General features: G+C 67.1%; 19 protein-coding genes. 8 read left to right on the top strand and 11 right to left on the bottom strand.

Going from position 1 to position 23,710, the window contains the following annotated elements; translation table 11 throughout:
- The first annotated feature begins 53 nt into the window (after positions 1-53).
- Complete coding sequence (locus tag NMB40_RS06895) at positions 54-824, top strand: SDR family NAD(P)-dependent oxidoreductase (RefSeq protein WP_494360555.1); 771 nt, start codon at positions 54-56, stop codon at positions 822-824.
- 38 nt (positions 825-862) lie between these two features.
- Positions 863-1,429 (top strand): elongation factor P-like protein YeiP, encoded by a 567-nt coding sequence (yeiP, locus tag NMB40_RS06890; protein WP_282245578.1) that lies wholly within the window; start codon positions 863-865, stop codon positions 1,427-1,429.
- 131 nt (positions 1,430-1,560) lie between these two features.
- On the opposite strand, the gene NMB40_RS06885 is transcribed toward yeiP, so the two are convergent.
- The 4 genes from NMB40_RS06885 to NMB40_RS06870 all read right to left on the bottom strand — a co-directional run bounded on the left by NMB40_RS06885 (position 1,561) and on the right by NMB40_RS06870 (position 5,907).
- Positions 1,561-2,298 (bottom strand): MliC family protein, encoded by a 738-nt coding sequence (locus NMB40_RS06885; protein WP_494360554.1) that lies wholly within the window; start codon positions 2,296-2,298, stop codon positions 1,561-1,563.
- Positions 2,299-2,324: 26 nt separating this feature from the next.
- Entirely contained in the window at positions 2,325-4,160 is a 1,836-nt protein-coding gene (locus tag NMB40_RS06880; RefSeq protein WP_494360553.1) for a DUF7844 domain-containing protein, read from the bottom strand.
- On the bottom strand, positions 4,160-4,456 hold the full coding sequence (locus NMB40_RS06875; protein ID WP_214905713.1) for a DUF2388 domain-containing protein: 297 nt from the start codon (positions 4,454-4,456) through the stop codon (positions 4,160-4,162). The genes NMB40_RS06880 and NMB40_RS06875 overlap by 1 nt, the downstream gene beginning before the upstream one ends.
- A 62-nt stretch (positions 4,457-4,518) precedes the next feature.
- A complete protein-coding gene (locus tag NMB40_RS06870) occupies positions 4,519-5,907 on the bottom strand; it encodes an FAD-binding oxidoreductase (protein ID WP_494360552.1) in 1,389 nt (462 codons plus the stop codon).
- A 203-nt stretch (positions 5,908-6,110) separates the two neighbouring features.
- On the opposite strand from NMB40_RS06870, the gene serA reads away from it, so the two are divergent.
- The gene (gene serA, locus NMB40_RS06865; protein WP_494360551.1) at positions 6,111-7,352 is read left to right on the top strand and encodes a phosphoglycerate dehydrogenase; all 1,242 of its coding nucleotides are present in this window, start codon (positions 6,111-6,113) and stop codon (positions 7,350-7,352) included.
- A gap of 411 nt (positions 7,353-7,763) precedes the next feature.
- Here the strand turns inward: serA and NMB40_RS06860 are convergent, their stop codons facing one another.
- On the bottom strand, positions 7,764-8,348 hold the full coding sequence (locus NMB40_RS06860; RefSeq protein ID WP_193069370.1) for an NUDIX hydrolase: 585 nt from the start codon (positions 8,346-8,348) through the stop codon (positions 7,764-7,766).
- A 208-nt stretch (positions 8,349-8,556) separates the two neighbouring features.
- Between NMB40_RS06860 and NMB40_RS06855 the strand changes: the two genes are divergently transcribed.
- The 5 genes from NMB40_RS06855 to mtnC all read left to right on the top strand — a co-directional run bounded on the left by NMB40_RS06855 (position 8,557) and on the right by mtnC (position 13,723).
- Complete coding sequence (locus NMB40_RS06855; protein WP_494360550.1) at positions 8,557-10,032, top strand: amino acid permease; 1,476 nt, start codon at positions 8,557-8,559, stop codon at positions 10,030-10,032.
- A 4-nt stretch (positions 10,033-10,036) separates the two neighbouring features.
- Positions 10,037-11,461: an amino acid permease gene (locus NMB40_RS06850; protein WP_494360549.1), complete on the top strand. Its 1,425-nt coding sequence runs from the start codon at positions 10,037-10,039 to the stop codon at positions 11,459-11,461.
- A 272-nt stretch (positions 11,462-11,733) separates the two neighbouring features.
- On the top strand, positions 11,734-12,372 hold the full coding sequence (locus tag NMB40_RS06845; RefSeq protein ID WP_494360548.1) for a methylthioribulose 1-phosphate dehydratase: 639 nt from the start codon (positions 11,734-11,736) through the stop codon (positions 12,370-12,372).
- A gap of 91 nt (positions 12,373-12,463) precedes the next feature.
- The gene (locus NMB40_RS06840) at positions 12,464-13,021 is read left to right on the top strand and encodes a 1,2-dihydroxy-3-keto-5-methylthiopentene dioxygenase (protein ID WP_494360547.1); all 558 of its coding nucleotides are present in this window, start codon (positions 12,464-12,466) and stop codon (positions 13,019-13,021) included.
- A gap of 3 nt (positions 13,022-13,024) precedes the next feature.
- The gene (gene mtnC, locus NMB40_RS06835) at positions 13,025-13,723 is read left to right on the top strand and encodes an acireductone synthase (RefSeq protein WP_494360546.1); all 699 of its coding nucleotides are present in this window, start codon (positions 13,025-13,027) and stop codon (positions 13,721-13,723) included.
- Positions 13,724-13,757: 34 nt separating this feature from the next.
- Here mtnC and NMB40_RS06830 read toward each other — a convergent pair whose 3' ends face one another.
- From NMB40_RS06830 to NMB40_RS06805, 6 genes are all read right to left on the bottom strand, one after another.
- Positions 13,758-16,385, bottom strand: a complete 2,628-nt coding sequence (locus tag NMB40_RS06830; RefSeq protein WP_494360545.1) for a beta-mannosidase — start codon at positions 16,383-16,385, stop codon at positions 13,758-13,760.
- Positions 16,386-16,409: 24 nt separating this feature from the next.
- Complete coding sequence (locus NMB40_RS06825) at positions 16,410-17,603, bottom strand: AGE family epimerase/isomerase (protein ID WP_494360544.1); 1,194 nt, start codon at positions 17,601-17,603, stop codon at positions 16,410-16,412.
- Positions 17,600-18,598 (bottom strand): carbohydrate kinase family protein, encoded by a 999-nt coding sequence (locus tag NMB40_RS06820; RefSeq protein ID WP_494360543.1) that lies wholly within the window; start codon positions 18,596-18,598, stop codon positions 17,600-17,602. The genes NMB40_RS06825 and NMB40_RS06820 overlap by 4 nt, the downstream gene beginning before the upstream one ends.
- A 7-nt stretch (positions 18,599-18,605) precedes the next feature.
- The gene (fucP, locus tag NMB40_RS06815; RefSeq protein ID WP_448142555.1) at positions 18,606-19,916 is read right to left on the bottom strand and encodes an L-fucose:H+ symporter permease; all 1,311 of its coding nucleotides are present in this window, start codon (positions 19,914-19,916) and stop codon (positions 18,606-18,608) included.
- A 43-nt stretch (positions 19,917-19,959) separates the two neighbouring features.
- Positions 19,960-21,027 carry a LacI family DNA-binding transcriptional regulator gene (locus NMB40_RS06810; protein ID WP_494360542.1) on the bottom strand — a complete coding sequence of 356 codons (1,068 nt, stop codon included), beginning with the start codon at positions 21,025-21,027 and terminating at the stop codon, positions 19,960-19,962.
- Positions 21,028-21,099: 72 nt separating this feature from the next.
- Entirely contained in the window at positions 21,100-23,562 is a 2,463-nt protein-coding gene (locus NMB40_RS06805; protein ID WP_494360541.1) for a GH92 family glycosyl hydrolase, read from the bottom strand.
- Between the last annotated feature and the right edge of the window lie 148 nt (positions 23,563-23,710).

The following is a 23,710-nucleotide window of genomic DNA, read 5'->3' as shown; positions in this document are numbered from 1 at the left end:
AACGGGCCGGCATCCGCTAGAATCGGCGGCTCTTGAACCTGCGGGATCGTGCAATGCAGCTGTCTTCCGTCCGCGCCGTCGTTACCGGCGGTGTTTCCGGCCTCGGCCTCTCGGTGGCCCAGCACCTGGTCGCCCACGGCGCCAAGGTGGCCCTGTTCGACCTCAATGACGACAAGGGCGCCGTCGCCGTGGCCGAGTTGGGCGCCGCCAACGCCCGCTACTTCAGCACCAATGTCAGCGACGAAGCCGCCGTGGCCGCGCAGATCGACGCCGCGCACGCGTTCCTGGGCGGCCTGAACGCCGTGGTCAGCTGCGCCGGCATCCTCGGCGCCGGTCGCGTGCTCGGCAAAGAGGCGCCGATGCCGCTGGCCACCTTCCAGAACACCGTCATGGTCAACCTGGTGGGCAGCTTCAACGTGGCCAAGGCCGCGGCCAACCGCATGCAGCACAACACCGCCGGCGACGATGGCGAGCGCGGCGTGATCATCAACACCGCCAGCGTGGCCGCCTATGAAGGCCAGATCGGCCAGGCCGCCTATGCCGCCTCGAAGGGTGGCGTGGTCGGCATGACCCTGCCGATGGCGCGCGAGCTGTCGCGCTTCGGCATCCGCGTGATGACCATCGCCCCGGGCATCTTCTGGACCCCGATGGTCGATGGCATGCCGCCGGCCGTGCAGGAATCGCTGGCCGCCTCCATCCCGTTCCCGCCGCGGCTGGGCAAGCCGGAAGATTTCGCCGGCCTGGTCGGCCACATCCTGACCAACACCTACCTCAACGGCGAGACCATCCGCCTTGACGGTGCGGTGCGCCTGGCACCCAAGTAAGCAAGCACCATTACCTCCCACGAACCGACCTTCATTACATGAAAGCCAACGACATCAAGAAAGGCAACGTCGTCGAATACAACGGCGGCGTTTACCAGATCCGCGACATCGAGCGCAGCTCGCCGCAGGGTCGCGGCGGCAACGTCCGCTTCCGTTTCATCATGTACAGCGTGCCGGGTGGCAACAAGCTGGACGCCAGCTTCGACGCCGACGACAACCTGCCGGAAGTCGAACTGCTGCGCCGCCAGTCCACCTATTCGTACAAGGACGGCGATGCGTTCGTGTTCATGGATGACGAGGACTACACCCCGTACACCCTCGATGCCGATGTCATCGGCGACGACGCCGGTTACATCACCGACGGCCTGACCGGCATCTACGTGCAGGTCATCGATGACCAGCCGGTGGCCGTGCAGCTGCCGAGCAGCGTGGTACTGGAAGTGGTGGAGACCCCGCCGGAACTGAAGGGCGGCACCGCCACCAAGCGCCCGAAGCCGGCCAAGCTCAGCACCGGCATTGAAATCATGGTGCCGGAGTACATCTCCAACGGCGAGCGCGTGCTGGTCAACACCGCGACCGGCGAATTCGCCGGCCGCGCGGACTGAAAACCTGCACCGATTCGGCGACCGGGCACTGACCCGGTCCGCTGAACCGTAGAGCCACGCCCTGCGTGGCTGCGATGTCGGACGGAAACCGCAGCCACGCAGGGCGTGGCTCTACCCGAATCGTTACGTCGTCAGGGGCGCTCGGAAAGCGCCGGCGCCCCGGCGAAATCACCACAGCCGTGGTACTGGCGCGCGCCCACCGTGAGCATCACGGTGGCGCCGAATGCCTGCCCGCTCATGTCGTCATGGCAGACCGTGCGCTGGAAGCTGACCTTGATGTCGGTGCCATCGGCGGCCTTGCCCGACCAGCCATCCTTGCCCTGGGTCGGCGCGACCACTTCAAATTTATGCTCGCCGTAACCGGTCTCCACGCGCAGCACCGGGTTTTCGCCGGCGCTGACCTGGGCCAGCCAGCCCGGCTCGTTGCCGGTGGCACGGAACTCGGGCGGCGCTGCCGCACTCGCGGCGGCGGCAGCAATCTCGCCTTCCTTGCCCGATCCGGTGCAGCTGCGGTCCGGCTCGCCCTTCAGGGTCAGCGTGCCTTCGGTGGTGCCCTTGGTCCAGAACCCGTTGCCCTGCCCGTCGCTGAACTTCGCGCCCGAGGCGGCGGTGTCCGAGGCCATCACGAAGGTGCGCCCGCCGACCACCACCGTGGCCGAATCCTGGCCGCGATAGGTCGCCTGCACCGGCAGGTCGCCGCACTGGAAGGCATATACGCGTTCATCCGAGGTCGGTGCGGCCGCTGGCGGCGGGGTTTCGTTGCCGGCCGCGACGGGGCCGGAGGTCGCGCTGTCGGCCTGCTGCGCCGGCTGGCACGCGGCCAGGCCGGTGGCGATGGCCAGGCTGAGAATGAGGGGAGATGCGCGCATGTTCGACTCCTTGCCGATGTTCTGGTTCAACCGGGGATCGTAGCCCTGCCCGCGTGACCGGCGGTGAAATACGCCCGCTCGCGCGCCAATTGACGCATGCGGCTTCCCAATCGGGCCAGCGTGTCATCGATCGTGGCCAGCTCCTGCTGCTGCGCCGCCGGCAACCGCGCACGCATCTGCGCCTGCAACGCCGTCCATGCCGGCACCCCGCGTGCACTGATCTGGTTTGCAGCCTCGGCCGCAATGGTGGGTTCCTCCATGGTCGGCAAGCCATACCCGTCACCGCCCACCAACCCGGCTGGATTCACCAGCTGCCCGGCATCGTCCAGCAGCGCGAGCAACGCCGCGTGCGCTTCATCGCCGCCTGCATCCGCACCCCCCAGCGCCCGCTTCAGCCCATCGCGCGCGCGCAGCTCTTCCCGGTACCGCGCCGCCTGCTCCAGCAACAACAACGCGGAGGTCGCACGCAATCCGCCACGGTCCGCCCATTGCGCACGCTGCGCCGCCGGCAATTCCAACCACGCGGTCACTTTCTCCGTCGGCAATGCCAGTTCCGCACGCGCCACATCGAACAACTGCTGGTAATGCGCCTGCGCCGACGGGAAGTAGTAACCCAACCGCATCGCCTCGCGGCGGTCGTCCAGCACCGCGCCATCGGCACGGCCCTGCCGCTCGAGTCGACGCAGCAGGCCACCGGGGCTGAGGCGGTTCAGGCCAGGGTCGGCCCAGCGCGGCACGCCTTCCTGCAGCAGCTTGCCGGTTTCCACCGCGCAGTTGTTGCTGACAAAGCGGTAGCGCCCGTCATAGCTCCAATGCACCTGGCCCACCCGTTCCAGCAGGCTGGCGATGTCGCTTTCATCAAGCGCCAGCGGCACCGACTGCAACCCGCGCAGCTCCAGCTGGGTGTACTCGTTGATCACCTGGTTGAGCGGCAGCACGAACAGCCGCGACGGATACGCGCCGGTCAGCCCGCGCCAGCTGGAAATCTGCACATCGCCGACGAACGCGCGGAACGACAGCACCCGGTGCTGGGCCAGATCCAACCGGCAATCCGGGCCGCGCGGGCGCCCCGGCGCGCAGATCACCAGCCGCAGCATGCTGTGGCCCCAGCGGCTCATCAGCTGGTCGTTGCCCTCGGCCAACAGGTAATCGACTGCATACACCCGCTGCGGATCCAGCTCCAGCAGCGAGGCTTCGCCGGTGACATCGCCGGCCTGCACCAGCGCAACGCGCGGGTCGCATGCGGCCTGCGGCCCGGGGCCAATGTGGTCTGCGAACCACGCCGCCAGCGCCGGGCGGCGGCACGCGAAATCGGCATCGAGCAGGTAATGCTCGGCATTCACCGCCAGGTATTCGGCCGGGCTGTGGCGCTCGTACGGGTCGGGACTGCGTTCGGTGAACGCGTTGTCGCCGCGTCCCCATCGCCACGGGTGCTGCTGCCAGCCGGCCAGGTCACGCCAGCGGGCGGTGTTGGACCAGCGGCCATCAACGGCGCGGTCCAGCACGTGGGTCAATTCATGGATCAGCGCCGCCTGCACCGCGCGCGGCAGCGGCTGGCCGGGCTGCACCTCATCCAGCAGGGTGCGCCGCAGGGTGATCGCGTTCCTGCGCGCACGGCCATGCACAGAATCGGGTAGCCGGTCCGACCAGGAAATGGTCACTGGGGCGGCGAAGCGCGCCTGCCATGCCGCGGGCAGCAGCGCAGGTGCCTGCTGCAGCACCTGCTCGGCGTTCGCGCGTTGGCCAGGATCAAGCCCGTCCGCCTGCAGCTGAAGCTGCAGGCCGGCCTGGGCGGTCGGGACGGCCAGCAACGCCGCCAGGACCGCCGCGCATCGGCGCAGGGCCCGGCGGCGCAGTTGCATCAGCGGGCCAGCAGGGCCTGGGCCAGCTGCATGTCGCTGGCGTCGCGCTGGGCGGCGCCGGTTTCGCGCAGGTGCAGCAGGGCCGCTTCGAGGCGGGCGCCACGGATGGCACCGTCGGTGGCCACGAACGCCGCCGCGTCTTCGCGGGCGTCGACCACCACCTTGTCGTCGTCCGAACTGGACGAGCCGGCCGAAGACGCGCCGGAAGCGGAACCGGCCGAGGAACCAGCGAAGCTGGAGGCGAAGGCCGACAGCGGCAGGGCGAGCACGGCAAGGAGCAGGATCGATCGCATCATGTTCGGGTCATTCAAGACAGGAAAGCGCAGAGCGTATCGGCTGCGTGAAATTCTGTCGCCTGCTACAGGTCAAATACCTTGCCCGGATTCAGCAACCCTTGGGGATCAAACGCACGTTTGACCGCCTTCATCAGCGCGATTTCCGCCTCGCCCCGGGTGCTGTCCAGGTAGCCCTTCTTGACCAGGCCGATGCCATGTTCGGCCGAAATGCTGCCATCGAAGTCCTTCAGCACCTGCGCCAGCAGCTTGGTCACGTGCTCGCACTGCTGCAGGAACTGCGCATCATCGGTGGCATCGGGCTTGAGCACGTTGATGTGCAGGTTGCCGTCGCCGATATGCCCGAACCAGACCACATCGAAGTGCGGGTAGGCCTCGCCGATCAGCGCCTGGGTGCGCGCCATGAACGCCGGCATGGCCGAAATGCGCACCGACACATCGTTCTTGTAGGGCTTGTAGCGCGCCACCGCCTCGGTGATGCCTTCGCGCAGGCGCCACAGCTGGGCGGCCTGCGCATCGCTCTGGCTGACCACGCCATCGCTCACCCAGCCCTGCTCCATGCAGGCCTCGAACGCGGCCATCGCCGCAGCCTCCTGCACCTCATCGCCGGCGGCGAACTCGGTGACCACATAGAACGGATGCACCTCGGCGAACGGCGCCTGCGCGCCATGCGCCAGCACGTGTTCCAGCGCCCGGTCGGTGAAGAATTCGAAGGCCTGCAGCTGCATGCGCTCGCGGAAGGCGGCAAACACCTGCATCAGCACCTCGAACGACGGCAGCGCCAGCAGCATCACGTTGCTGGCCGGCGGCGGATCGGTGAGCTTGAGCGTGGCTTCCACGATCACGCCCAGGGTGCCCTCGGAGGCGATGAGCAGCTGGCGGAAATCGTAGCCGCTGGAGTTCTTGATCAGCCCCTTGTTCAGCTCGAGCAGTTCGCCGTTGGCGGTGACCACCTTCAGGCCGGCAATCCACTCGCGGGTGTTGCCGTAGCGGATCACCCGGATGCCGCCGGCATTGGTGGCGATGTTGCCGCCAATCGAGCAGGAGCCGCGTGCGGCGAAGTCGACCGGGTAGATCAGGCCGTGTTCAAGCGCCGCGTTGTGTACCGCCTCCAGCGCCATGCCGGCCTGCACGGTCAGCGTGCGGTCGACCGCATCGAAGGCCAGCGGCTTGTTCATCCGCTCCAGGCTGAGCACCAGCTCGCCATTGGCCGCGACCGCGCCGCCGCTCAGGCCGGTACGGCCACCGGAAGGCACCACCGCTACGCCCTGGGCACTGGCCCAGCGCAGGATGGCCTGCACCTGTTCCACGCTGCCCGGCAGCGCGATGGCCAGCGGGGCCGGCGTCCAGCGCCGGGTCCAGTCGCGTCCGTAATGCTCCAGCTCGGCCGGCTCGGTGGTGAGCCGCAGCCCGGGGCAGTCCTGCAACAGCAATTCAAGGCGCGGATCGGTCATGGCAACAAGGAAGGCGGACAATCCCAAAGGGTATCGCACGCTCGTTGGCCACGCGACCGCTGGTAGTGCACGACCGTTGGTCGTGCGCCCCACCCCCGATTGGTCGCATCTGAAACCGTCAAACCACCCCATGGCGCACCGCACCATCCCTGCCCCGATCTGGCATAGTGGGCAGCTCCCGCCCAACATGCTGCCGCTTGCCCATGTCGCCGAAGAAGACCTCATTCCCGAAGCAGGATATCCGCGTGCTGTTGCTGGAGGGGGTGAGCCAGACGGCCATCGACGTGTTCAGTGCGGCCGGCTATTCGCAGATCGAACTGCACAGCAAGGCCCTGCCCGAAGACGAACTCAAGGCGCGCATCGCCGAAGCGCACATCGTGGGCATCCGCTCGCGCACCCAGCTTAGCGCCGAGGTATTGGCCCACGCCAAGCGCCTGATGGCGGTGGGCTGCTTCTGCATCGGCACGAACCAGGTGGACCTGGAAGCGGCCGAGCTGGCCGGCATTCCGGTGTTCAACGCGCCCTACTCCAATACCCGCAGCGTGGCCGAACTGGTCATTGCCGAAGCGATCATGCTCACCCGCGGCATTCCGCAGAAGAATGCCGAATGCCATCGCGGCGGCTGGTCCAAGTCGGCCGCCGGCAGCCACGAAGTGCGCGGCAAGACCCTGGGCATCATCGGTTACGGCCATATCGGCACCCAGGTCGGCGTGATGGCCGAGGCCATGGGCATGCAGGTGATCTTCCACGACATCGAAACCAAGCTGTCGCTGGGCAATGCCCGCGCCGCCATCGACCTGGACGACCTGCTCGCCCGCGCCGATATCGTCACCGTGCACGTGCCCGAAACCCCGGCCACCCAGTGGTTGATCAGCGCGCCACAACTGGCGCGCATGCGCCCGGGCGCACACCTGATCAATGCCGCACGCGGCACCGTGGTCGACATCGATGCGCTGGATGCAGCACTGCGTTCGGGCCATATCGGCGGCGCGGCACTGGACGTGTTCCCGGTGGAGCCCAAGGGCAATGGCGATGCCTTCGTGTCGCCGCTCACCGCGCACGACAACGTCATCCTCACCCCGCACGTGGGCGGCAGCACCCTGGAAGCGCAGGACAACATCGGCGTGGAAGTGGCGGCCAAGCTGGTGCGTTACAGCGACAACGGCAGCACGCTGTCGGCGGTCAATTTCCCGGAAGTGACCCTGCCCGAGCATGCCGACAGCCTGCGCCTGCTGCACATCCACCAGAACGTGCCGGGCGTGCTGTCCAAGGTCAACGAGATCTTCTCGCGCCACAACGTCAACATCGACGGCCAGTTCCTGCGCACCGACTCGAAGGTGGGCTACGTGGTGATCGATATCACCGCCAGCGAAGCCCAGGCCGCGGCCGTGCGCGAAGAGCTGGCCGCGATTCCGGGCACGCTGCGCACGCGCGTTCTGTATTGAGGCAGTAGCCGGCCCACGGGTAGAGTCGCATCCCAATCGACGACGTGCATGGATGCACAAGTGGTGCGGCCGCAGGATGCGGAGGAGCATCCGCTGCCGATAATGGTGATCGGCGCGATGGCGGCATGACCTCTGGGCGGAACGCGCTTCTTCGCCAAATGGTCATGCCCTACCGAACGTGGAAACACGGCCGGTGGTCGATCGGGATGCGACCCTACCGGCGCACTGCGTCCTGGTCGATCACGTTCGGCGAGTCATTGGTAGGGTCGCATCCCTATCGACCGCCGATAACGGTGATCGGCGCGACGAAGGCATGACCTCCGAACGAAACGCGTTTTTTCCGCCAACGGTCATGCAACAACCGGACGTTCGAACACGGTCGGCGGTCGATCGGGATGCGACCCTACCGGGTCAACGTGCGAGCCAGCGCTTGGCCATTCGCGGCAACGAATCGTCGCCGTCCGGCGTCTCGATCGCGGCATTGGCCACGTCGGTGACCTCACGCCATGCCAGCGCCAGCGATTCCTCGCTGATCGCGAAGGCTTCGCTGCCCACCGCCCGCACCACGTAGCGGGCGTCGTAGTGCCAATGGCCGGGCACGTCATGCCGTTCCGGAATCCAGTGCTTGTCGATATCGAACAGCACCGCCCCGTCCTCCAGCACCAGCCCGGCCAGGCCGGATTCCTCCTCCGCCTCGGTCAGCGCCACCTTGGCCAGGTCGCGCACGCCATCGGCATGCCCGCCCAGCTGCAGCCAGCGGTTCAACTTCCGGTGGTGGGTCAGCAGCACCCGCGCCCCATCGGCGCTGACCAGCCAGGCGCTGCCGGTGAAATGGCCGGCCAGCCGGTCACGCAGGAAAGGGTTTTCCGGGTCGTCCAGCAATGTGCTGAATTCGTCAGCCAAGGCGGCGTGTTCGGGGTGCCGGCGGGCGTAATCGGCCAGTTGGCCGCGCAGGGCGGCGTCAAGTGCTACAACGGATTCAGGGTTTGACGACATGGCAACCGGGCAATCAGGCGGATTTGGCAGATTATCGCCCGGCATGCTGCATTTGCGCTTGTGCGCAGGCTTCAGCTTTGGCTAAGGTACAGCGGGCCGTTCCTTTGGGGCGGCCGGTCACCAATCAAGTGCGCGGCAACGTATCGCCCACTTACCTTTTTATTTCGCGGGGCCTGCCCCGCACCAACGTCCACCTGGGAAGCACTGCATGCTGAAGTCTCTGTTGAGGGTCAAACCGGTCGAGCCGGCCGGGCACGTCGATGCCGGCGAACCGATTGAAGGCAGCCTGGACGGCGAAGCCTCGCTGAAAAGGACCCTCACGGCGAAACATCTCATCATGCTGGGTATCGGCGCCGTGATCGGCGCGGGTATCTTCGTGCTGACCGGCCAGGCGGCCGCCAACCACGCCGGCCCGGCCGTCATGCTGTCGTTCGTGATCGCCGGCTTCGCCTGCGCCCTGGCGGGCCTGTGCTACGCCGAGTTCGCGGCGATGATGCCGGTCTCGGGCAGCGCCTACTCCTACTCCTACGCCACCCTGGGCGAAGGCATGGCCTGGTTCATCGGCTGGTGCCTGGTGCTGGAATACCTGTTCGCCTCGGCCTCGGTCGCAGTGGGCTGGTCGGCGTACCTCATCAGCTTCATCACCACCACGCTGCACATGCCGTTCCCGGACGCGCTCAGCGCGGCGCCGATCAGCTGGACCGGGCAGGAGTTCATCTCCTCCGGCAAGCTGTTCAACCTGCCGGCGGTGCTGATCGTGGCGGCGGTGTCGGGCCTGCTGTACGTGGGCGTGACCCAGTCGGCGTTCGTCAACGCGATCATCGTGGCCATCAAGGTCACCGTAATCTGCCTGTTCATCGGCTTTGGCGCGCACCACATCGATGTCGCCAACTGGACCCCCTTCATCCCGGAGAACACCGGCGTGTCGGGCGAGTTCGGCTGGAGCGGCGTGTTCCGCGCGGCCACCATCGTGTTCTTCGCCTACATCGGCTTCGATGCGGTTTCCACCGCGGCCGGTGAAACCAAGGACCCGCAGCGCAACATGCCGATCGGCCTGCTCGGCTCGCTGGCGGTGTGCACCATCGTGTACATCATCGTGTGCGCGATACTCACCGGCATGATGCCGTACAACCTGCTGGGCACCGACAAGCCGGTGGCCACCGCGCTGGAACCGTACGCCAGCCTGTCCTGGCTGAAGACCGCCGTGGAGATCGGCGCCATCGCCGGCCTGTCCTCGGTGGTGCTGGTGATGATGATGGGCCAGACCCGCATCGCCTACACGATCTCGCGCGATGGCCTGATTCCCAAGCTGTTCGGCAAGGTCCACCCGCGCTTCCGCACCCCGTACTGGGCCACGATCGTGGTGGGCGTGCTGGCGGCTGCGCTGGCCGGCCTGATGCCGCTGAACGTGCTGGGCGAGCTGGTCTCGATGGGCACCCTGCTGGCCTTTGCCACGGTCTGCATCGGCGTGCTGGTGCTGCGCTACACGCGCCCGGAACTGACCCGTCCGTTCCGGGTGCCGCTGGTGTGGGTGATCTGCCCGGTGGGCGCGCTGTCGTGCCTGTTCCTGTTCTGGCAGGCGTTCGTGGTGCATTGGCACCTGTTCGTGGGCTGGACGGTACTGGGCCTGCTGATCTATTTCGGCTACGGCATCCGCCACAGCAAGCTCAACAAGGTGTCGTGATCCCATGCTGAAGCAACTGTGGGCCACCAAGCACCCGCACGCCGCCCATGAAGACGCCAACGGGCTGAGCCTGAAGCGCACCCTGGGCCCCTGGGGCCTGACCGCGCTGGGTATCGGCGCGGTGATCGGCGGCGGCATTTTCGTCATCACCGGGCAGGCGGCGGCCAACCATGCGGGGCCGGCGATCATGCTGAGCTTCGTGCTGGCGGCGATCTGCTGTGCGTTCTGCGCGTTGGCGTATGCGGAATTCGCGTCGATGGTGCCGGTTTCGGGCAGCGCCTATACCTATACCTATGCGACCTTCGGGGAGCTGGCGGCGTGGTTCATCGGCTGGATGCTGGTGCTGGAATACGGGGTGTCGGCGTCGGCGGTGGCGGTCAGCTGGACCGGCTACTTCCTGAGCCTGCTCAGTCATTTCGACATCTACCTGCCATCGGCGCTGGTCAGCGCGCCGCTGGATGGGCAGCTGCGCCCCACCGGGGCGATCGCGAACCTGCCGGCGGCGATCCTGGTGCTGCTGCTGACGTGGCTGTGCTACGTGGGCATCAGCAAGTCGTCGGCAATGAACATGGCGATGGTGGTACTGAAGACGGGCCTGATCATCCTGGTGATCGTGGTCGGCTGGAAGTATGTGGACCCGGCCAACTGGACGCCGTTCATCCCGGCCAACGAGGGCCCGGGCAAGTTCGGGTTCGAGGGGGTGCTGCGCGGTGCGGCGATGGTCTTCTTCGCCTACATCGGCTTCGAGGCGGTGTCGGTGGCGGCGCAGGAATCGCACCGGCCGCAGCGGGACATGCCGATCGGGATGCTGCTGTCGCTGGTGATCTGCACGATCCTGTACATCGCGATGGCGGCGGTGATGACGGGGCTGGTGCCGTACACGCTGCTGGGCACGGACGAGCCGGTGGTGACGGCGGTGGCGGCGCACCCGACGCTGGGCTGGCTGCGGGTGGTGGTGGAGATCGGCGCGTTGATCGGGCTGTCGTCGGTGGTGCTGGTAATGGTGATCGCGCAACCCCGCATCTTCATGATCATGGCCAACGATGGTCTGCTGCCGAAGGTGTTCACGACGATCCACCCGAAGTACCGCACGCCGCACATCAATACGGTGATCACGGGTATCGGCATTGCGCTGCTGGCGGCGCTGTTCCCGCTGGACGTGCTGGGCGAGCTGACGTCGATGGGCACGCTGATCGCGTTCGCGGCGGTCTGCGCGGGCGTGCTGATCCTGCGCCGCACGCAACCGGACCTGCCGCGCCCGTTCCGCATTCCGGCGGCCTGGCTGATCTGCAGCCTGGGCGTGCTGAGCTGCCTGGCGCTGCTGTCGGCGATGACGATGCACAACTGGATGCTGATGGGCATCTGGACGGTGATCGGATTCGCCATCTACTTCGGTTACAGCTTCAAGCACAGCCGCCTGCGCGGCTGAACGGCAACAGCGTCGGCTCTGCCGTTACCGTCGGTTTGGGCGGGTCGGGTTGGGTTTGCGGGGGACGCCGTAAACCCATCCTTGGGGGCTTGGTCGCCGCATCCATGCGGCTCACACCCCCGCAAACCCAACCCGCCCCACCCTTTGACGCGCCACAGGTGACGGTGCCGAAGGCAAAAAACACCGCAAACCGGTAGGTGACGACCGTTGGTCGTCACCCGGCCCACCTCGGGAACCTGCTTTTAACGCGCTACGCCGTTAAAATGCCCGCCATGAACGACACCCCCTATGACACGGCCCGGCTCAGCGAACTGGCCCAGGTGCTGATCGACAACATCCGCGAACTGGCCCAGGCCGGGTGGACGCCGGCGACCAGCAGCAATTTCTCGCACCGGCTGGATGACCGGCATGCGGCGATCACGGTGTCCGGCAAGGACAAAGGCCGCCTGATCGAGGACGACATCATGGTGGTGGACTTCGACGGCAAGGCCGTGGGCCGGCCGCTGCGTCCGTCCGCCGAGACGCTGCTGCATACGCAGCTGTATCGCCGGTTCCCGGAGATTGGCTGCGTGCTGCATACCCATTCGCCGGTGCAGACCATTGCGTCGCGGCTGTATGCGGCCAATGGGCATATCCGGTTGGAGGGGTATGAGCTGCTGAAGGCCTTCCATGGCAACAGCACCCATGAGACGGCGGTGGACGTGCCGGTGTTTGCCAATACCCAGGACATGGACGAGCTGGCCGCCAAGGTCGAGGCCAAGCTGGATGAAGGCTGCATGTGGGGCTACCTGATCGACGGGCATGGCCTGTACGCGTGGGGCCGGGACATGGCCGAGGCGCGCCGGCACTTGGAGGCGTTCGAGTTCCTGCTGCATTGCGAGCTGGAGCTGCGCAAGCTGCGCGGGCCCTGAGCTACATGCCGCAACGTCATCAGGTCGCGCCCCCATTCAGGGCCGGCCGCTGATACTCTTTCAGGTCCCCCTCGCCGTTCAAGCTGCCGCCATGAGCCGACTGCGCATTTACGATCACGATGTTCCCGATGCCCCGCTGCTGGATACCCAGGACGGCGCGCTGATTGCCACCGAGCTGGAGAAGATCGGGGTGACCTTCGAACGCTGGCAGGCGGCCCATGAGGTGGCGCCGGGTGCGAGCCAGGACGAGGTGTTCGCCGCCTACCGCAGCGACATCGACCGGCTGGTGGCCCAGCACGGCTTCAAGAGCGTGGACGTGGCCTCGATCGCGCCGGACAACCCCAACCGCGCCGAACTGCGCAAGAAGTTCCTGGACGAGCACTTCCACAAGGAAGATGAGGTCCGCTTCTTCGTGGCCGGGTCGGGGCTGTTCACGCTGCACGTGGACGACAAGGTCTACGAGATCGAGTGTGTGAAGAACGACCTGATCGCGGTGCCGGATGGCACCACGCACTGGTTCGACATGGGCGATGAGCCCAGCTTCGTGGCGATCCGCTTCTTCACCGAGCCGGATGGCTGGGTCGGGCACTTCACCGGCACCGACATCGCACAGAAATTCCCCCGCTACATTCCGACCAAGGCGTCCTGATCCATGCCCCACCCCACCGTCATCCTCACCGACATCGAGGGCACCACCAGCAGCATTTCGTTCGTGAAGAACGTGCTGTTTCCGTATGCGCGCAAGGCGCTGCCGGCGTTCGTCGCCGCGCATGGCCAGCAGCCGGAGGTGCGTCGCTGGCTGGATGTGGTGGCGGTGGAGATCGGCGGTGCCTGCCAGGACAGCCTGATCGTGGAAACGCTGCAGGGCTGGATCGACCAGGACCGCAAGCACACGGCGCTGAAGGCGCTGCAGGGAATGATCTGGGAAGACGGCTACCGTAACGGCGAGTACAAGGCGCACTTCTATCCGGAGGTAGCAGCTGTGCTTAGCGCGTGGCATGCGGAAGGCAAGCCGTTGTACGTGTACTCGTCCGGCTCGGTGCCGGCGCAGAAGCAGTTCTTCGGCTTCAGCGAAGCCGGTGACCTGACCGGGCTGGTGTCGGGCTGGTTCGATACCGAGATCGGCGGCAAGCGCGAGGCGGAAAGCTACCGCAACATCGTCAAGGCCATCGGCGTGCCGGCCGGGCAGATCGTGTTCCTGTCGGACGTGGTGGAAGAGCTGGATGCGGCCCGTGAAGCGGGCCTGCAGACCCGCCTGCTGGACCGCCTGGACGATTACCCGCTGCCGCGCACCGGCGAAGCCACGCACGGCCATGACCGCGTGGAAAATTTCCAGCAGATCACGCTGTAAGCCGTGCGGCCGTTGATGGCCGCACCGGCAATCATTACCGAGTGGCCATCGCGTCCGCTACGGAGCGGATCCGCAGCGCCTTGCGCAGCATTTCGAGTTCGGCATCTGCCTTCACCTTGATCCGCACCGGTTCGCCGGGCAGCAGGTCGATGGCGTTGTCGTCCAGGGTGGCGTCCATCCCGTCGAATTCGACCCATACCCCGCGTGCCAGCTGCGGCGCGCGCAGCTCCAGCACGATGTCATCGCCGTCCTGCGTCCATCGTCTGTCGATCTGCACCTTCGGCAGCTGCATGTCCTTGGCCGCCGCGAAGTAGACCACCTGGCGCGACAGCACACGCTTGCCCTCCAGCAGTTCCACCACCGCGACGGTACGCGCGGGGTCGGCATTGCCGAGTAGCTCGGCATCAGCGAAGCGACCGACTTCCAATGCCGACAGCGCGGGCACAGTGATCGCGTGTTGCTGTTGCGAAACCTGGCGCCCATCAACATCCATCACCCGCAACCGCCACTGCGCCTTCAGCGGCTGCTGCAGGTCATTGAGCATGCTGACCCGGGTGACGCCTTCGTCACGCAATGCCGCCACCGCATGGTCCGCAAAGAACCGCTTCGCATGGAAATGCAGCGCCTTCCAACGCCCGGCGTAATCGATACTGGACCAGGACGCGCCCGGCCACACGTCATTGAGCTGCCAGTACAGCGAACCCATCGTGTACGGCCGCGACGCGCGGTGGTGCAGCGCGGCCAGCGCGATGCCTTCTGCCTGCATCACCTGGCTCAGGTAGACGAAGTCGGGGAAATCGCGCGGCGTGCCGAACTCGCGCTCCACGTACTGCAGCAGGCGCTGGTTGCCCTCGCCGGCCATGAACTTCTGGTGCGCGCGCACGGTATCGCTGTCCACGCGCAGCTCGCCTGCCGGGATGATGCCCTCCAGCGTGCGCAGCACCGGCCACGCCTGCAGGCCGTATTCGGACATGAAACGCGGCGTCTCACGCAGGTAGGCCTGCACCGGCAGCGCCGGGTTGCCCCACACCTGCCAGTAATGCTTGTCGCCGCGGGTGGAGTCGTTGGCCACCGTGTCCAGGTCGTTGCTCGGCGAGCTGGACCAGTACGGCACGCCCAGCCCTTCCTCGGCCACCACCTTGCGCAGGTCGTTGCCGAACAGGTCCACATAGCCCTGCCAGACGCGTTCGGCAAACGCCGGATCGGCCGCCTTCAGGTCGCGGCCGTGGCCCCAGTCCTTCCACGCGGTTTCTTCTTCGTTGTTGCCACACCACAGCACCACGCTGGGGTGCTCCCGCAGCCGGCGCACGTTGTCGCGCGCTTCGGCCACCACGTTGGCGCGGAACGCCGGATCGTACCCAGGCTGCATGCCGCCACCGAACATGAAGTCCTGCCAGACCAGTAGGCCCAGCTCATCGGCGATGTCGTAGAACGCGTGGTCCTCGTAGTAGCCACCGCCCCAGTTGCGCAGCATGTTCATGTTGGCGTCGCGCGCGGCGGTCAGCTCGCGGCGGATCCGCGCCGGATCGACCCGGGCCGGGAACATGTCGAACGGAATCACGTTGGCGCCCTTGGCGAAGATCGGCACGCCGTTGATGACGAAGGCGAAGCCCTGCCCGCCCTTGGCGTCATTCTCGCGCCGCAGCTCCACGGTGCGCAGCCCGGTGCGCATGGCGTACCCCATTTCATCCGGGGTACCCGCCGCGGCAACCACGCGCACGGTGTAGCGCGCCTGCTCGCCATGGCCAACCGGCCACCAGCGGCGCGGGTGGTCCAGCGTAACCGGCACCGATATCACCTGTTGGCCCGCTTGCAGCGCCGCCGTCTGTTCCACCGTGGCGGCCACGCGCCCGTCCGGATCGATCACGGAGATGCTGAGCGGCACGCTGCCGGCTGCGGCGCTGTCCACGTCCACCTCGACCTTCAGATCGGCGCGGCGCGCATCCAGCGCCAGCGTCTGCACGGCAACGTCGGTGATCCGCTGCGCGTTCCAGCTTTCCAGCTGCACCGGGCGCCAGATCCCGGCCGTCACATAACGCGGGCCCCAGTCCCAGCCGAAGTGGTACCCGGGCTTGCGCACGAAGTTGCCCACCATCGCATCGCGCGGTTCATCGCCATACGGCGAGGGGTAATTGCCGGCGATCTTGTGCGGCATCGCCTGCACGCCGGGCAGCAGCGTGGTGATCGGCGAACGGAATACGATGCGCAGCACGTTGCCGCTGGCCCGCAGCTGTCCGTCCACCCGCGCCCGCCAGGTGCGGTGGCTGTTGTCGGCGCGCAGCAGCGCCCGACCGTTGAGGCTCACGTCCGCGAACGTATCCAGGCCTTCAAAGGCCAGTTCGGCATGCGCGTCGGCCAGGGTGGCGGCGTCCACGTCGAAGCGCGCCTGGTATTCCCAGTCGGCCAATCCGATCCACTGCAGCCCGGCTTCGGGCGCGCCGGCATACGGGTCCGGAATGAGTCTGTGCGCCAGCAGGTCGGTATGCACCGACCCCGGCACCGACGCGGGCCGCCACTGGCCCGCCTCGGGATGCGCCTTGAGCTGCGCGTTGCCCGGCAGCAGCCGGAACGACCACTGCGCCCGCAGCTGCGCTGCGCCCGCGGGGAGCGCATGAAGCGCAAGCAACAGAACCAGACCTACGCTCCACGCCCAACGCTTCATGCATCACCTCACTGTAAGGTCAACTCAACGCACCACGTTGAGTACTTCGTAGCACGCGCCCATGGTGTGGTAGTCGGTCTTGCCGGCCGGGCTCTTTTCGTTGCTGTACTTGCGGTTATCCGCATCCAGGATGCGGTACCACGCGCCGTACTGGTGGTCGATCATGTGCTGCCAGGCGTACGCCCAGAGCTTGTCGTACCAGTCCCAGTAGACCGGGTCACCGGTACGCGCGGCCAGCAGCGCGGCGGTGGCCAGCGATTCGGCCTGCACCCAGAAGTACTTGTCGTCGTCGCACACCGTGCCATCCGGCGCGAAGCCGTAGTACAGGCCGCCACGTTCCTCGTCCCAGCTGCGTGCCACGGCGGTATCGAACAGGTGGCGCGCGGTCGGTACCAGCCAGTCGGCCTGCACATGGCGGTCCAGGATCAGCAGCAGCTTTGCCCACTCGGTCTGGTGGCCGGGCTGGAATCCCCACGGGCGGAACAGGTGCTTGGGGTTGTCGAGGTTGTAGTTCCAATCGATCTGCCACTGCGGGTCGTAGTGCTCCCACACCAGCCCCTCGCCCTGCGCGGCCTGGCGGCGGGTCATGTGGTCGGCCAGCAGCAGCGCGCGGTCGCGGTAGCGGGCTTCGCCACTGGCCTCGAACGCGGCCAGCATCGCTTCGCACATGTGCATGTTGGCGTTCTGGCCGCGGTAATCGCTGAAGTTCCAGTCGGCGTCCGCTTCGTCCTTGTACAGGCCGAATTCCGGTTCCCAGAAGCGCGCTTCCAGCAGCGCCCAGGTTTCATCCATCCACGCGCGTGCTTCGCCGATGCCGGCCTTCAGCGCGCAGCTATAGGCCAGCAGCACGAAGGCCACGCCGTAGCAGTGGTTGGTGGCATCTTCGACCACGCCGTCGCGCAGGGTCCACGCGTAGCCGCCGGTGGCCGGGTTGCGGTGCACTTCGCGAAGGAAGCGGATGCCGTGCTCGACCGCTTTGAGGTCGTCCGGCTTGCCGAATTCACGGTAGGCCATGGCGTGGTTGAACACGAAGCGGGTGCTGCTCACCAGGTGGCGGTGGCCGGCGTCGTAGACCGTGCCATCGTCCAGGTAGTAATGGAAGAAGCCGCCGTTGGGGTCGATCTCGTGCGGCTGGTAGAACGCCATGCTCTGCGCGATGTGCGCGCGCAGGAATTCCGGCGAACGGAAATCAGGCTGGGCGGGAATGGCGGTGGTCATGCGGCGGTTTCCTGTTGTTGCTGCAGCAGTGTCTGGACATCGGCCAAGCTCGGCATCGCGGCGAACGCGCCCTTGCGGGTCACGGCCAGCGCGCCGACGGCAGCGCCGAAACGAATGGCGTCCTGCAGCCCTGCCGCGTCGCGGCAGAAGTCGACGAATGCATCGCCATCGGCACCGCGCTCACCGAGCGCGAACAGCAGCCCGCCCACGAACGCATCGCCTGCGGCGGTGGTGTCCACGGTAGGCACCTGGAAGCCGGTGACCACGCCATTGCCGTGGCGGGTGTGCCAACGCATCGGGGCGGCGCCATCGGTGACCACCACGGCCTGCGCATGGGCCGCCAGCAGGCGCTGGATGACCACGGTATTGCCGTCGGCGCCCAGCGGCGCGGCCAGGTATTCAAGTTCTTCGCGCGAGAGCTTGACCAGGTCGGCCAGCACCAGTGCTTCCCACAGCTGAGCGGTCGGGTCGACATCAGCTGGCCACAGCGCCGGGCGCAGGTTGAGGTCCAGGCTGACCATGGCGCCGGCGGCGCGGGCGCGCTGCATGCCGTCGAGCGTGGCCTGGGCGATGGCCGCCTCGGTCAGGCTGTTGGAGCACACGTGGAAGCTGCGGGTGCCGTCGAAACACGCCGGGCTGAAGTGCTCGGCGCGGAACAGCAGGTCCGCGGCCGGCGGCCGGTAGAAGCTGAAACTGCGCTCGCCGTGCGCGTCCAGCGCCACGAACGCCAGCGCGGTCTTGGCCGCGTCGGTGCGCACGATGCAGTCGGTGGCGACCCCGGCACTGGCCAGGCTCTCGGCAAGGAAGTCGCCGAACATGTCCTGGCCGAGCATGCCGGCGAAATGGGTGTCCGCCCCCAGCCGCGCGGCGGCCACGGCGACGTTGGCCGGGGCACCGCCGGCGTACTGCAGGAACGCGCGCGGCGTGTCCGGCGTGGCCGGCGGCTGCGCAAGTAGATCGATCAAAATTTCGCCGAAACAAACAATCTTGGTCATGACGCGCTCAGCCCCCCTGGCTGAAACCGGCGCTCGGGCGCGAACCCGAGAGGCCGTAGAAAATGATGTAGCCGTAGCAGACCAGCGGCAGGATGAAGGACGGCTGCAGCCCGATATGGTCGGCCAGCACGCCCTGCAGGTACGGCACCACGGCGCCGCCGACGATGGCCATGATCAGCAGGCTCGACGCCTTGTTGGTCAGCGGGCCGAGGCGCTCGATGCTGAGCGCGAAGATGGTCGGGAACATGATCGAGTTGAACAGGCCCACCGCCACCACCGAATACAGCGACACCTGGCCGGAACCGAGCATGGTCAGGCCCAGCAGCACCACGTTGGCGATTGCGAACATCGTCAGCAGCAGGCGCGGCGAGAACCGGGTCATGATCGCCGAACCGGCAAAGCGGCCGATCATCGCCAGCGTCCAGTACGCCGAGACGTAATGGGTTGCCTGCTGCTCGGTGAAGCCACCGATGTTGGGCATCGACAGGTAGTTGACCAGGAAGCTGCCGATCGACACCTCGGCACCCACGTAGAAGAAGATCGCCAGCACGCCGAACAGCACATGCTTGTGGCGCAGCGCGTCGAGCAGCGTATGCCGGCCGCTGTCGGCCTGTTCGGTGGTTTCGGTCAGCGCCGGCAGGCGGAACAGGTACACAAACACCGCCAGCAGCGCCAGCGCGATCGCCAGGCCCACGTACGGGCCCTGCACGGACTGCGCTTCCTGCACGCGGTAGGCGACCTGTTCGGCAGCGGGCAACGCCGCCAGCTGGTCAGCACTCTTGACCGTGTTGCCGAGGATCAGCAGGCCACCGAAGATCGGTGCGATCGCCGTGCCCAGCGAGTTCAACGCCTGCGCCAGGGTCAGGCGGCTCGAAGCGGTCTGCTCCGGGCCCAGCAGCGCCACGTACGGATTGGCGGCGACCTGCAGCACGGTGATGCCGGTGGCCAGCACGAACAGCGCGCCAAGGAAGGCTTCATACACGCGCAGTTCGGCGGCCGGCCAGAAGCCCAGCGCGCCTACGGCGGCGATGGCCAGGCCGGCCACGATGCCCTTCTTGTAGCCCAGGTGCGCCACCAGCCGGCCGGCCGGCAGCGACATCAGGAAGTAGGTGCCGAAGAAGGTGAACTGCACCAGCATCGCCTTGGCGTAGTTCAGTTCGAACACCGCCTTCAGGTGCGGAATCAGGATGTCGTTGAGGCAGGTCAGGAAGCCCCACATGAAGAAGATCGTGGTGGCCACCGCCAACGCCATGCGCGTGTTGACCACGGGTGCGGTGGATGACGATGTGGGCAGGCGATGCGTTGGAGAGATGGGCATGCGTAACGCGCCTCAGTGTGCGGGCAGGTGAAAGGGAACGGAATCAGCTGACGGCGGGGCCGCTGCTGTCACGGATACGGAGCTGCACCGGTGCCACGGTATGGCGCGGTGCAGCGGTGGGATCGTCCAGCCGCTGCAGCAGCAGTTCGGCTGCCTGGCGGCCGCGCTCGCGCGGATTGACGGTAAGCGTGGTCAGCGGCGGCAATGCCACCGCGGCTTCGGAGATGTCATCGAACCCGGTCACCGCGAAATCGCGGCCCGGCTGCACGCCGCGCGAGGCCAGGCCGAGCATCAAGCCCAGGGCCACGGTGTCGTTGTAGCAGACCGCCGCGGTGGGCACTTCGCCGGCGAACAGCTCGCCCGACCGCGCCGCGGCTTCCAACCGGTTGGGCGCCGATTCGATCAGCCAGTCCTGCTGCACCGACAACCCCGCTTCGGCCAGTGCCTGCGCATAGCCGGTGCGGCGCTGGTGGCAGGAGCTGGACTCGGCATGGCCGCCGAAGAAGGCGATGCGGCGGTGGCCCTGCTCGATCAAGTGGCGGGTGGCCAGGTAAGCGCCCTGCTCGTTGTCCAGGGTGAGGAAATCCCAGTCGCCGCCCTTGAGCTCGCGGTTGAACAGCAGCACGTTGGCATAGCCCACGGCCTGGCGCACTTCGGTGGCATCGCTGCCTTCGGCCGGCGACAGGATCAGGCCGGCCGGGGTGTGTTCCATCAGCGTGGTCAACACCGCCTGCTGGCGCACCGGCGATTCACCGGTGCTGCCCAGCAGGGTCACGTAGCCCTTCGCGCCCAGGGCCTCGTCGACGCCGGACGCGAATTCGGCGAAGAACGGGTTGGACAGGTCGTTGATGACCAGTGCCACGCTGGTCGAGGTCCTGCGGCGCAGGTTGGCCGCGCCGCGGTTGTACACATAGCGCTGCCGGCGCAGTTCGGCCTCCACCCGCGCGCGGGTGTCCACATTGACCAGCGGGCTGCCCCGCAGCACCAGCGACACCGTGGCGCGCGACACGCCGATGGCATCGGCGATGTCGGTCACGGTGACCGCACGTGCGGCACCGGCACGGGGCGTGCTGGCGCGGGTCCCCTTGGCAGCGGAAGTGTCCTTTTTCATCGTGGCGTCGGCGTCCTCATGGTCCTGCAAGCCTAAACGATCACATCGGTCAACGGATCGCGGCCGGCGGGCTCATTCCAGCGCGGCCCCCGGGGTGGCGCAGTACGACACCGGCAGGGCGTCGACCTGGGTACCCCAGCCGGTTTCCGGCGCCGTGTCGCCCAGGGTGTAGGCGATGGTGCCGCCCTGCTGCAGGCGGTTCCAGTCCAGCCAGACCGGGGCATGCGCCTGGCCATCGACCTGCACGCCCTGCACGTACTGCAGCTTGCGGCCGTCGGCACCGGGTGCCTGCAGGCGCAGCGTGCGGCCCTGGCCGAGGTCGACCTCGACCTTGGCGAAGCGCGGGGTGTGCAGCAGGAACTCGCCGCTGCCGGGCACCGCCGGGTACAGGCCCAGCGCGCTGAACAGGTACCAGGCCGACATGGTGCCCAGGTCATCGTTGCCGGTGACGCCATTGGGCGCATTGGTGAACAGCTGCTGCGCGGCGCGCACCACCGTGGCGGTCTTCCACGGCTGGCCGATCAGCGTGTACATCCACGGGGTGTGCAGGTCCGGCTCGTTGTTGGGGTTGTAGCGGTACTGGTTGTAGTAGCTGTACGGGCCCACCACCCATTCCTTGCGGGCAGCCTGCAACGGCGACTGCAGCAGCGCGTCATAGGCGAAGAACGCATCCAGGCGCTTGCCGGCGTTCTCGCGACCATGCATCGCCTGGACCAGGCCCGGGATGTCCTGCTGGGCCAGCCACTGGTACTGCCACGCGGTGCCTTCATGGAACCCATGGTGCGAGCGCGGGCTGTAGTGCCCGTCGGCCGGCAGGTACCACTTGCCATCGTCCATGCGCGGGCGCGGGAAGCCGCTCATGCCGGTGTCCTCGTCACGCACGCTCGGGTCCCACACCTTCTGCCAGTTTCGGCCGCGCTGGCGCAGCACGCCGGCATCGTCGGCATGGCCCAGGCCATCGGCCATCTGCGCCAGCGCGCAGTCGGCCAGGGCGTATTCCAGGGTGGCCGAGCCGCCGTGGTGCGGATCGACATCCATGCCCTTGGAGGGGAAGGCGCGGTCGTAGGCGACGTAGCCGTTCTCCACGTAGCCCGGATTGCCCGAGCGGCCGGCATGCCGCGAGTTCATCGGCGGCAGTTCGAACGCATTGCGGCGCAGTGCGGTGTAGGCCTCGCCTTCGCGCCCGGCCAGCGCGCCGAAGCGCCACAGGTCGACCATGAAGGGGGTGACCGGGTCGCCGGTCATGATGTTGGTTTCGAAGTTCGCGTAGCCCCAGCGCGGCAGCCAACCGCCCTGCTCGTTGATGGCCAGCAGGCTGCGGCCGATATCCCGGGTCACCTGCGGGCGGGTCAGCGCCAGCCACTGGTTCTGCGCACGGTAGGTATCCCACAGCGAGAAATACTCGTAGTAGGTCCAGCCCTCGGCGCGGTGGATGTTGTCGTCGTAGCCACGGTAGCGGCCGTCGGCATCGCTGCCGGTCAACGGCTGCAGCAGCGCGTGGTACAGCGCGGTGTAGAGCACGGTGCGGTCGTCGGCATGCTTGCTGTCCACGCGCACGGTGGACAGTTCCTTGCGCCACTGCTGCTGCGACAGGCTGCGCATGCGCTCGAAGCCGAGCAGGCGGCCGTCCTGCATGCCATCGCTGCGCAGGTTGGCGCGCGCGCCTTCGGCATCCACGTGCGAAATGGCGCTGACTGCGGTCACTGCACGGCCCTTGGACACATCGAAGCTCAGCCAGGCACCGCTGGGCTTGAGCTCGCCTTCCATGCCGTGGCGGGCGCCGGGCAGGCCACCGCCCTCGCCCCAGGTGCCGTATGCCTTGAACGGACGGTCGAATTCGATGCGGAACCAGGTGGTGTACTGGTGGCCACCGCAGAAGCTCTTGGTGACCAGCTTGCCTTCCACGACGCGGTCGCCGACCACGTCGACCACGCTGCCGATCACCGAATGGCGCTCGTTGGCCTGGCCCACGTTGACCAGCACGTGGCCGGTACCGGCGTCGGCCGGGAAGGTGTAGCGCTCGGCGGCGGCGCGGGTGCGCGCGGTGGCTTCGGCATCAATGCCGCCGTAGCTGGTCAGGCGCACCTTGTAGTAGCCGGCCTGGCCGACTTCGCCTTCGTGGGTGTAACCGGAGGCGTAGGCCTTGTGGTCGAAGCTCTTGGCGTTGTCGGTATCGAAATCCCCGCCCGGGCCGATGGTGCCGGTCACCGGCAGTACGGAGACCTGGCCGCCCTGCTCCCAGCAGCCGGCGCCGGACAGGAAGGAATGGCCGAAACCGCGGATCTTCGGATCGTCGTAGCGCCAGCCGGCATAGTGTTCACCGATCGGGCTGACCTGGATCAGGCCGAACGGGGCCGAGGCGCCCGGGAACGTATTGCCGTCATCCTTGCTGCCGATGAAGGTGTTGACCTCCCGCTCGAGCGCGGCCGGGGCGGCCTGCAGCATCGGGGTGAAGGCCAGCACGGCCAGGCAGGCCAGGCCCGCCAGCGGGCGGCGCAGGGGCGGAAGGGCAAGGCGGGACGGCAATCGGCGCATGCAGTGGGTCCTATGGTTTGGATCGCTCCAAAGTCACGACGACGTGAATTTAGATCGATTTAAGTAAACCATGGACAAATTGCGGGATGCATTCTGCGGCGCAACATAAGCACCCGCCCGCCAGGGGCCATAGGCACATCTGCCCCCT

It is taken from the genome of Stenotrophomonas sp. FBCC-B152, from assembly GCF_059134105.1.
This window is presented reverse-complemented; position numbering and strand designations above follow the sequence as displayed.

Coding starts and splice junctions, on each gene's coding strand:
- NMB40_RS06895 (WP_494360555.1), top strand. CDS start 54: ATGCAGCTGTCTTCCGTCCGCGCCGTCGTTACCGGCGGTGTTTCCGGC.
- yeiP (WP_282245578.1), top strand. CDS start 863: ATGAAAGCCAACGACATCAAGAAAGGCAACGTCGTCGAATACAACGGC.
- NMB40_RS06885 (WP_494360554.1), bottom strand. CDS start 2,298: ATGCGCGCATCTCCCCTCATTCTCAGCCTGGCCATCGCCACCGGCCTG.
- NMB40_RS06880 (WP_494360553.1), bottom strand. CDS start 4,160: ATGCAACTGCGCCGCCGGGCCCTGCGCCGATGCGCGGCGGTCCTGGCG.
- NMB40_RS06875 (WP_214905713.1), bottom strand. CDS start 4,456: ATGATGCGATCGATCCTGCTCCTTGCCGTGCTCGCCCTGCCGCTGTCG.
- NMB40_RS06870 (WP_494360552.1), bottom strand. CDS start 5,907: ATGACCGATCCGCGCCTTGAATTGCTGTTGCAGGACTGCCCCGGGCTG.
- serA (WP_494360551.1), top strand. CDS start 6,111: ATGTCGCCGAAGAAGACCTCATTCCCGAAGCAGGATATCCGCGTGCTG.
- NMB40_RS06860 (WP_193069370.1), bottom strand. CDS start 8,348: ATGTCGTCAAACCCTGAATCCGTTGTAGCACTTGACGCCGCCCTGCGC.
- NMB40_RS06855 (WP_494360550.1), top strand. CDS start 8,557: ATGCTGAAGTCTCTGTTGAGGGTCAAACCGGTCGAGCCGGCCGGGCAC.
- NMB40_RS06850 (WP_494360549.1), top strand. CDS start 10,037: ATGCTGAAGCAACTGTGGGCCACCAAGCACCCGCACGCCGCCCATGAA.
- NMB40_RS06845 (WP_494360548.1), top strand. CDS start 11,734: ATGAACGACACCCCCTATGACACGGCCCGGCTCAGCGAACTGGCCCAG.
- NMB40_RS06840 (WP_494360547.1), top strand. CDS start 12,464: ATGAGCCGACTGCGCATTTACGATCACGATGTTCCCGATGCCCCGCTG.
- mtnC (WP_494360546.1), top strand. CDS start 13,025: ATGCCCCACCCCACCGTCATCCTCACCGACATCGAGGGCACCACCAGC.
- NMB40_RS06830 (WP_494360545.1), bottom strand. CDS start 16,385: ATGAAGCGTTGGGCGTGGAGCGTAGGTCTGGTTCTGTTGCTTGCGCTT.
- NMB40_RS06825 (WP_494360544.1), bottom strand. CDS start 17,603: ATGACCACCGCCATTCCCGCCCAGCCTGATTTCCGTTCGCCGGAATTC.
- NMB40_RS06820 (WP_494360543.1), bottom strand. CDS start 18,598: ATGACCAAGATTGTTTGTTTCGGCGAAATTTTGATCGATCTACTTGCG.
- fucP (WP_448142555.1), bottom strand. CDS start 19,916: ATGCCCATCTCTCCAACGCATCGCCTGCCCACATCGTCATCCACCGCA.
- NMB40_RS06810 (WP_494360542.1), bottom strand. CDS start 21,027: ATGAAAAAGGACACTTCCGCTGCCAAGGGGACCCGCGCCAGCACGCCC.
- NMB40_RS06805 (WP_494360541.1), bottom strand. CDS start 23,562: ATGCGCCGATTGCCGTCCCGCCTTGCCCTTCCGCCCCTGCGCCGCCCG.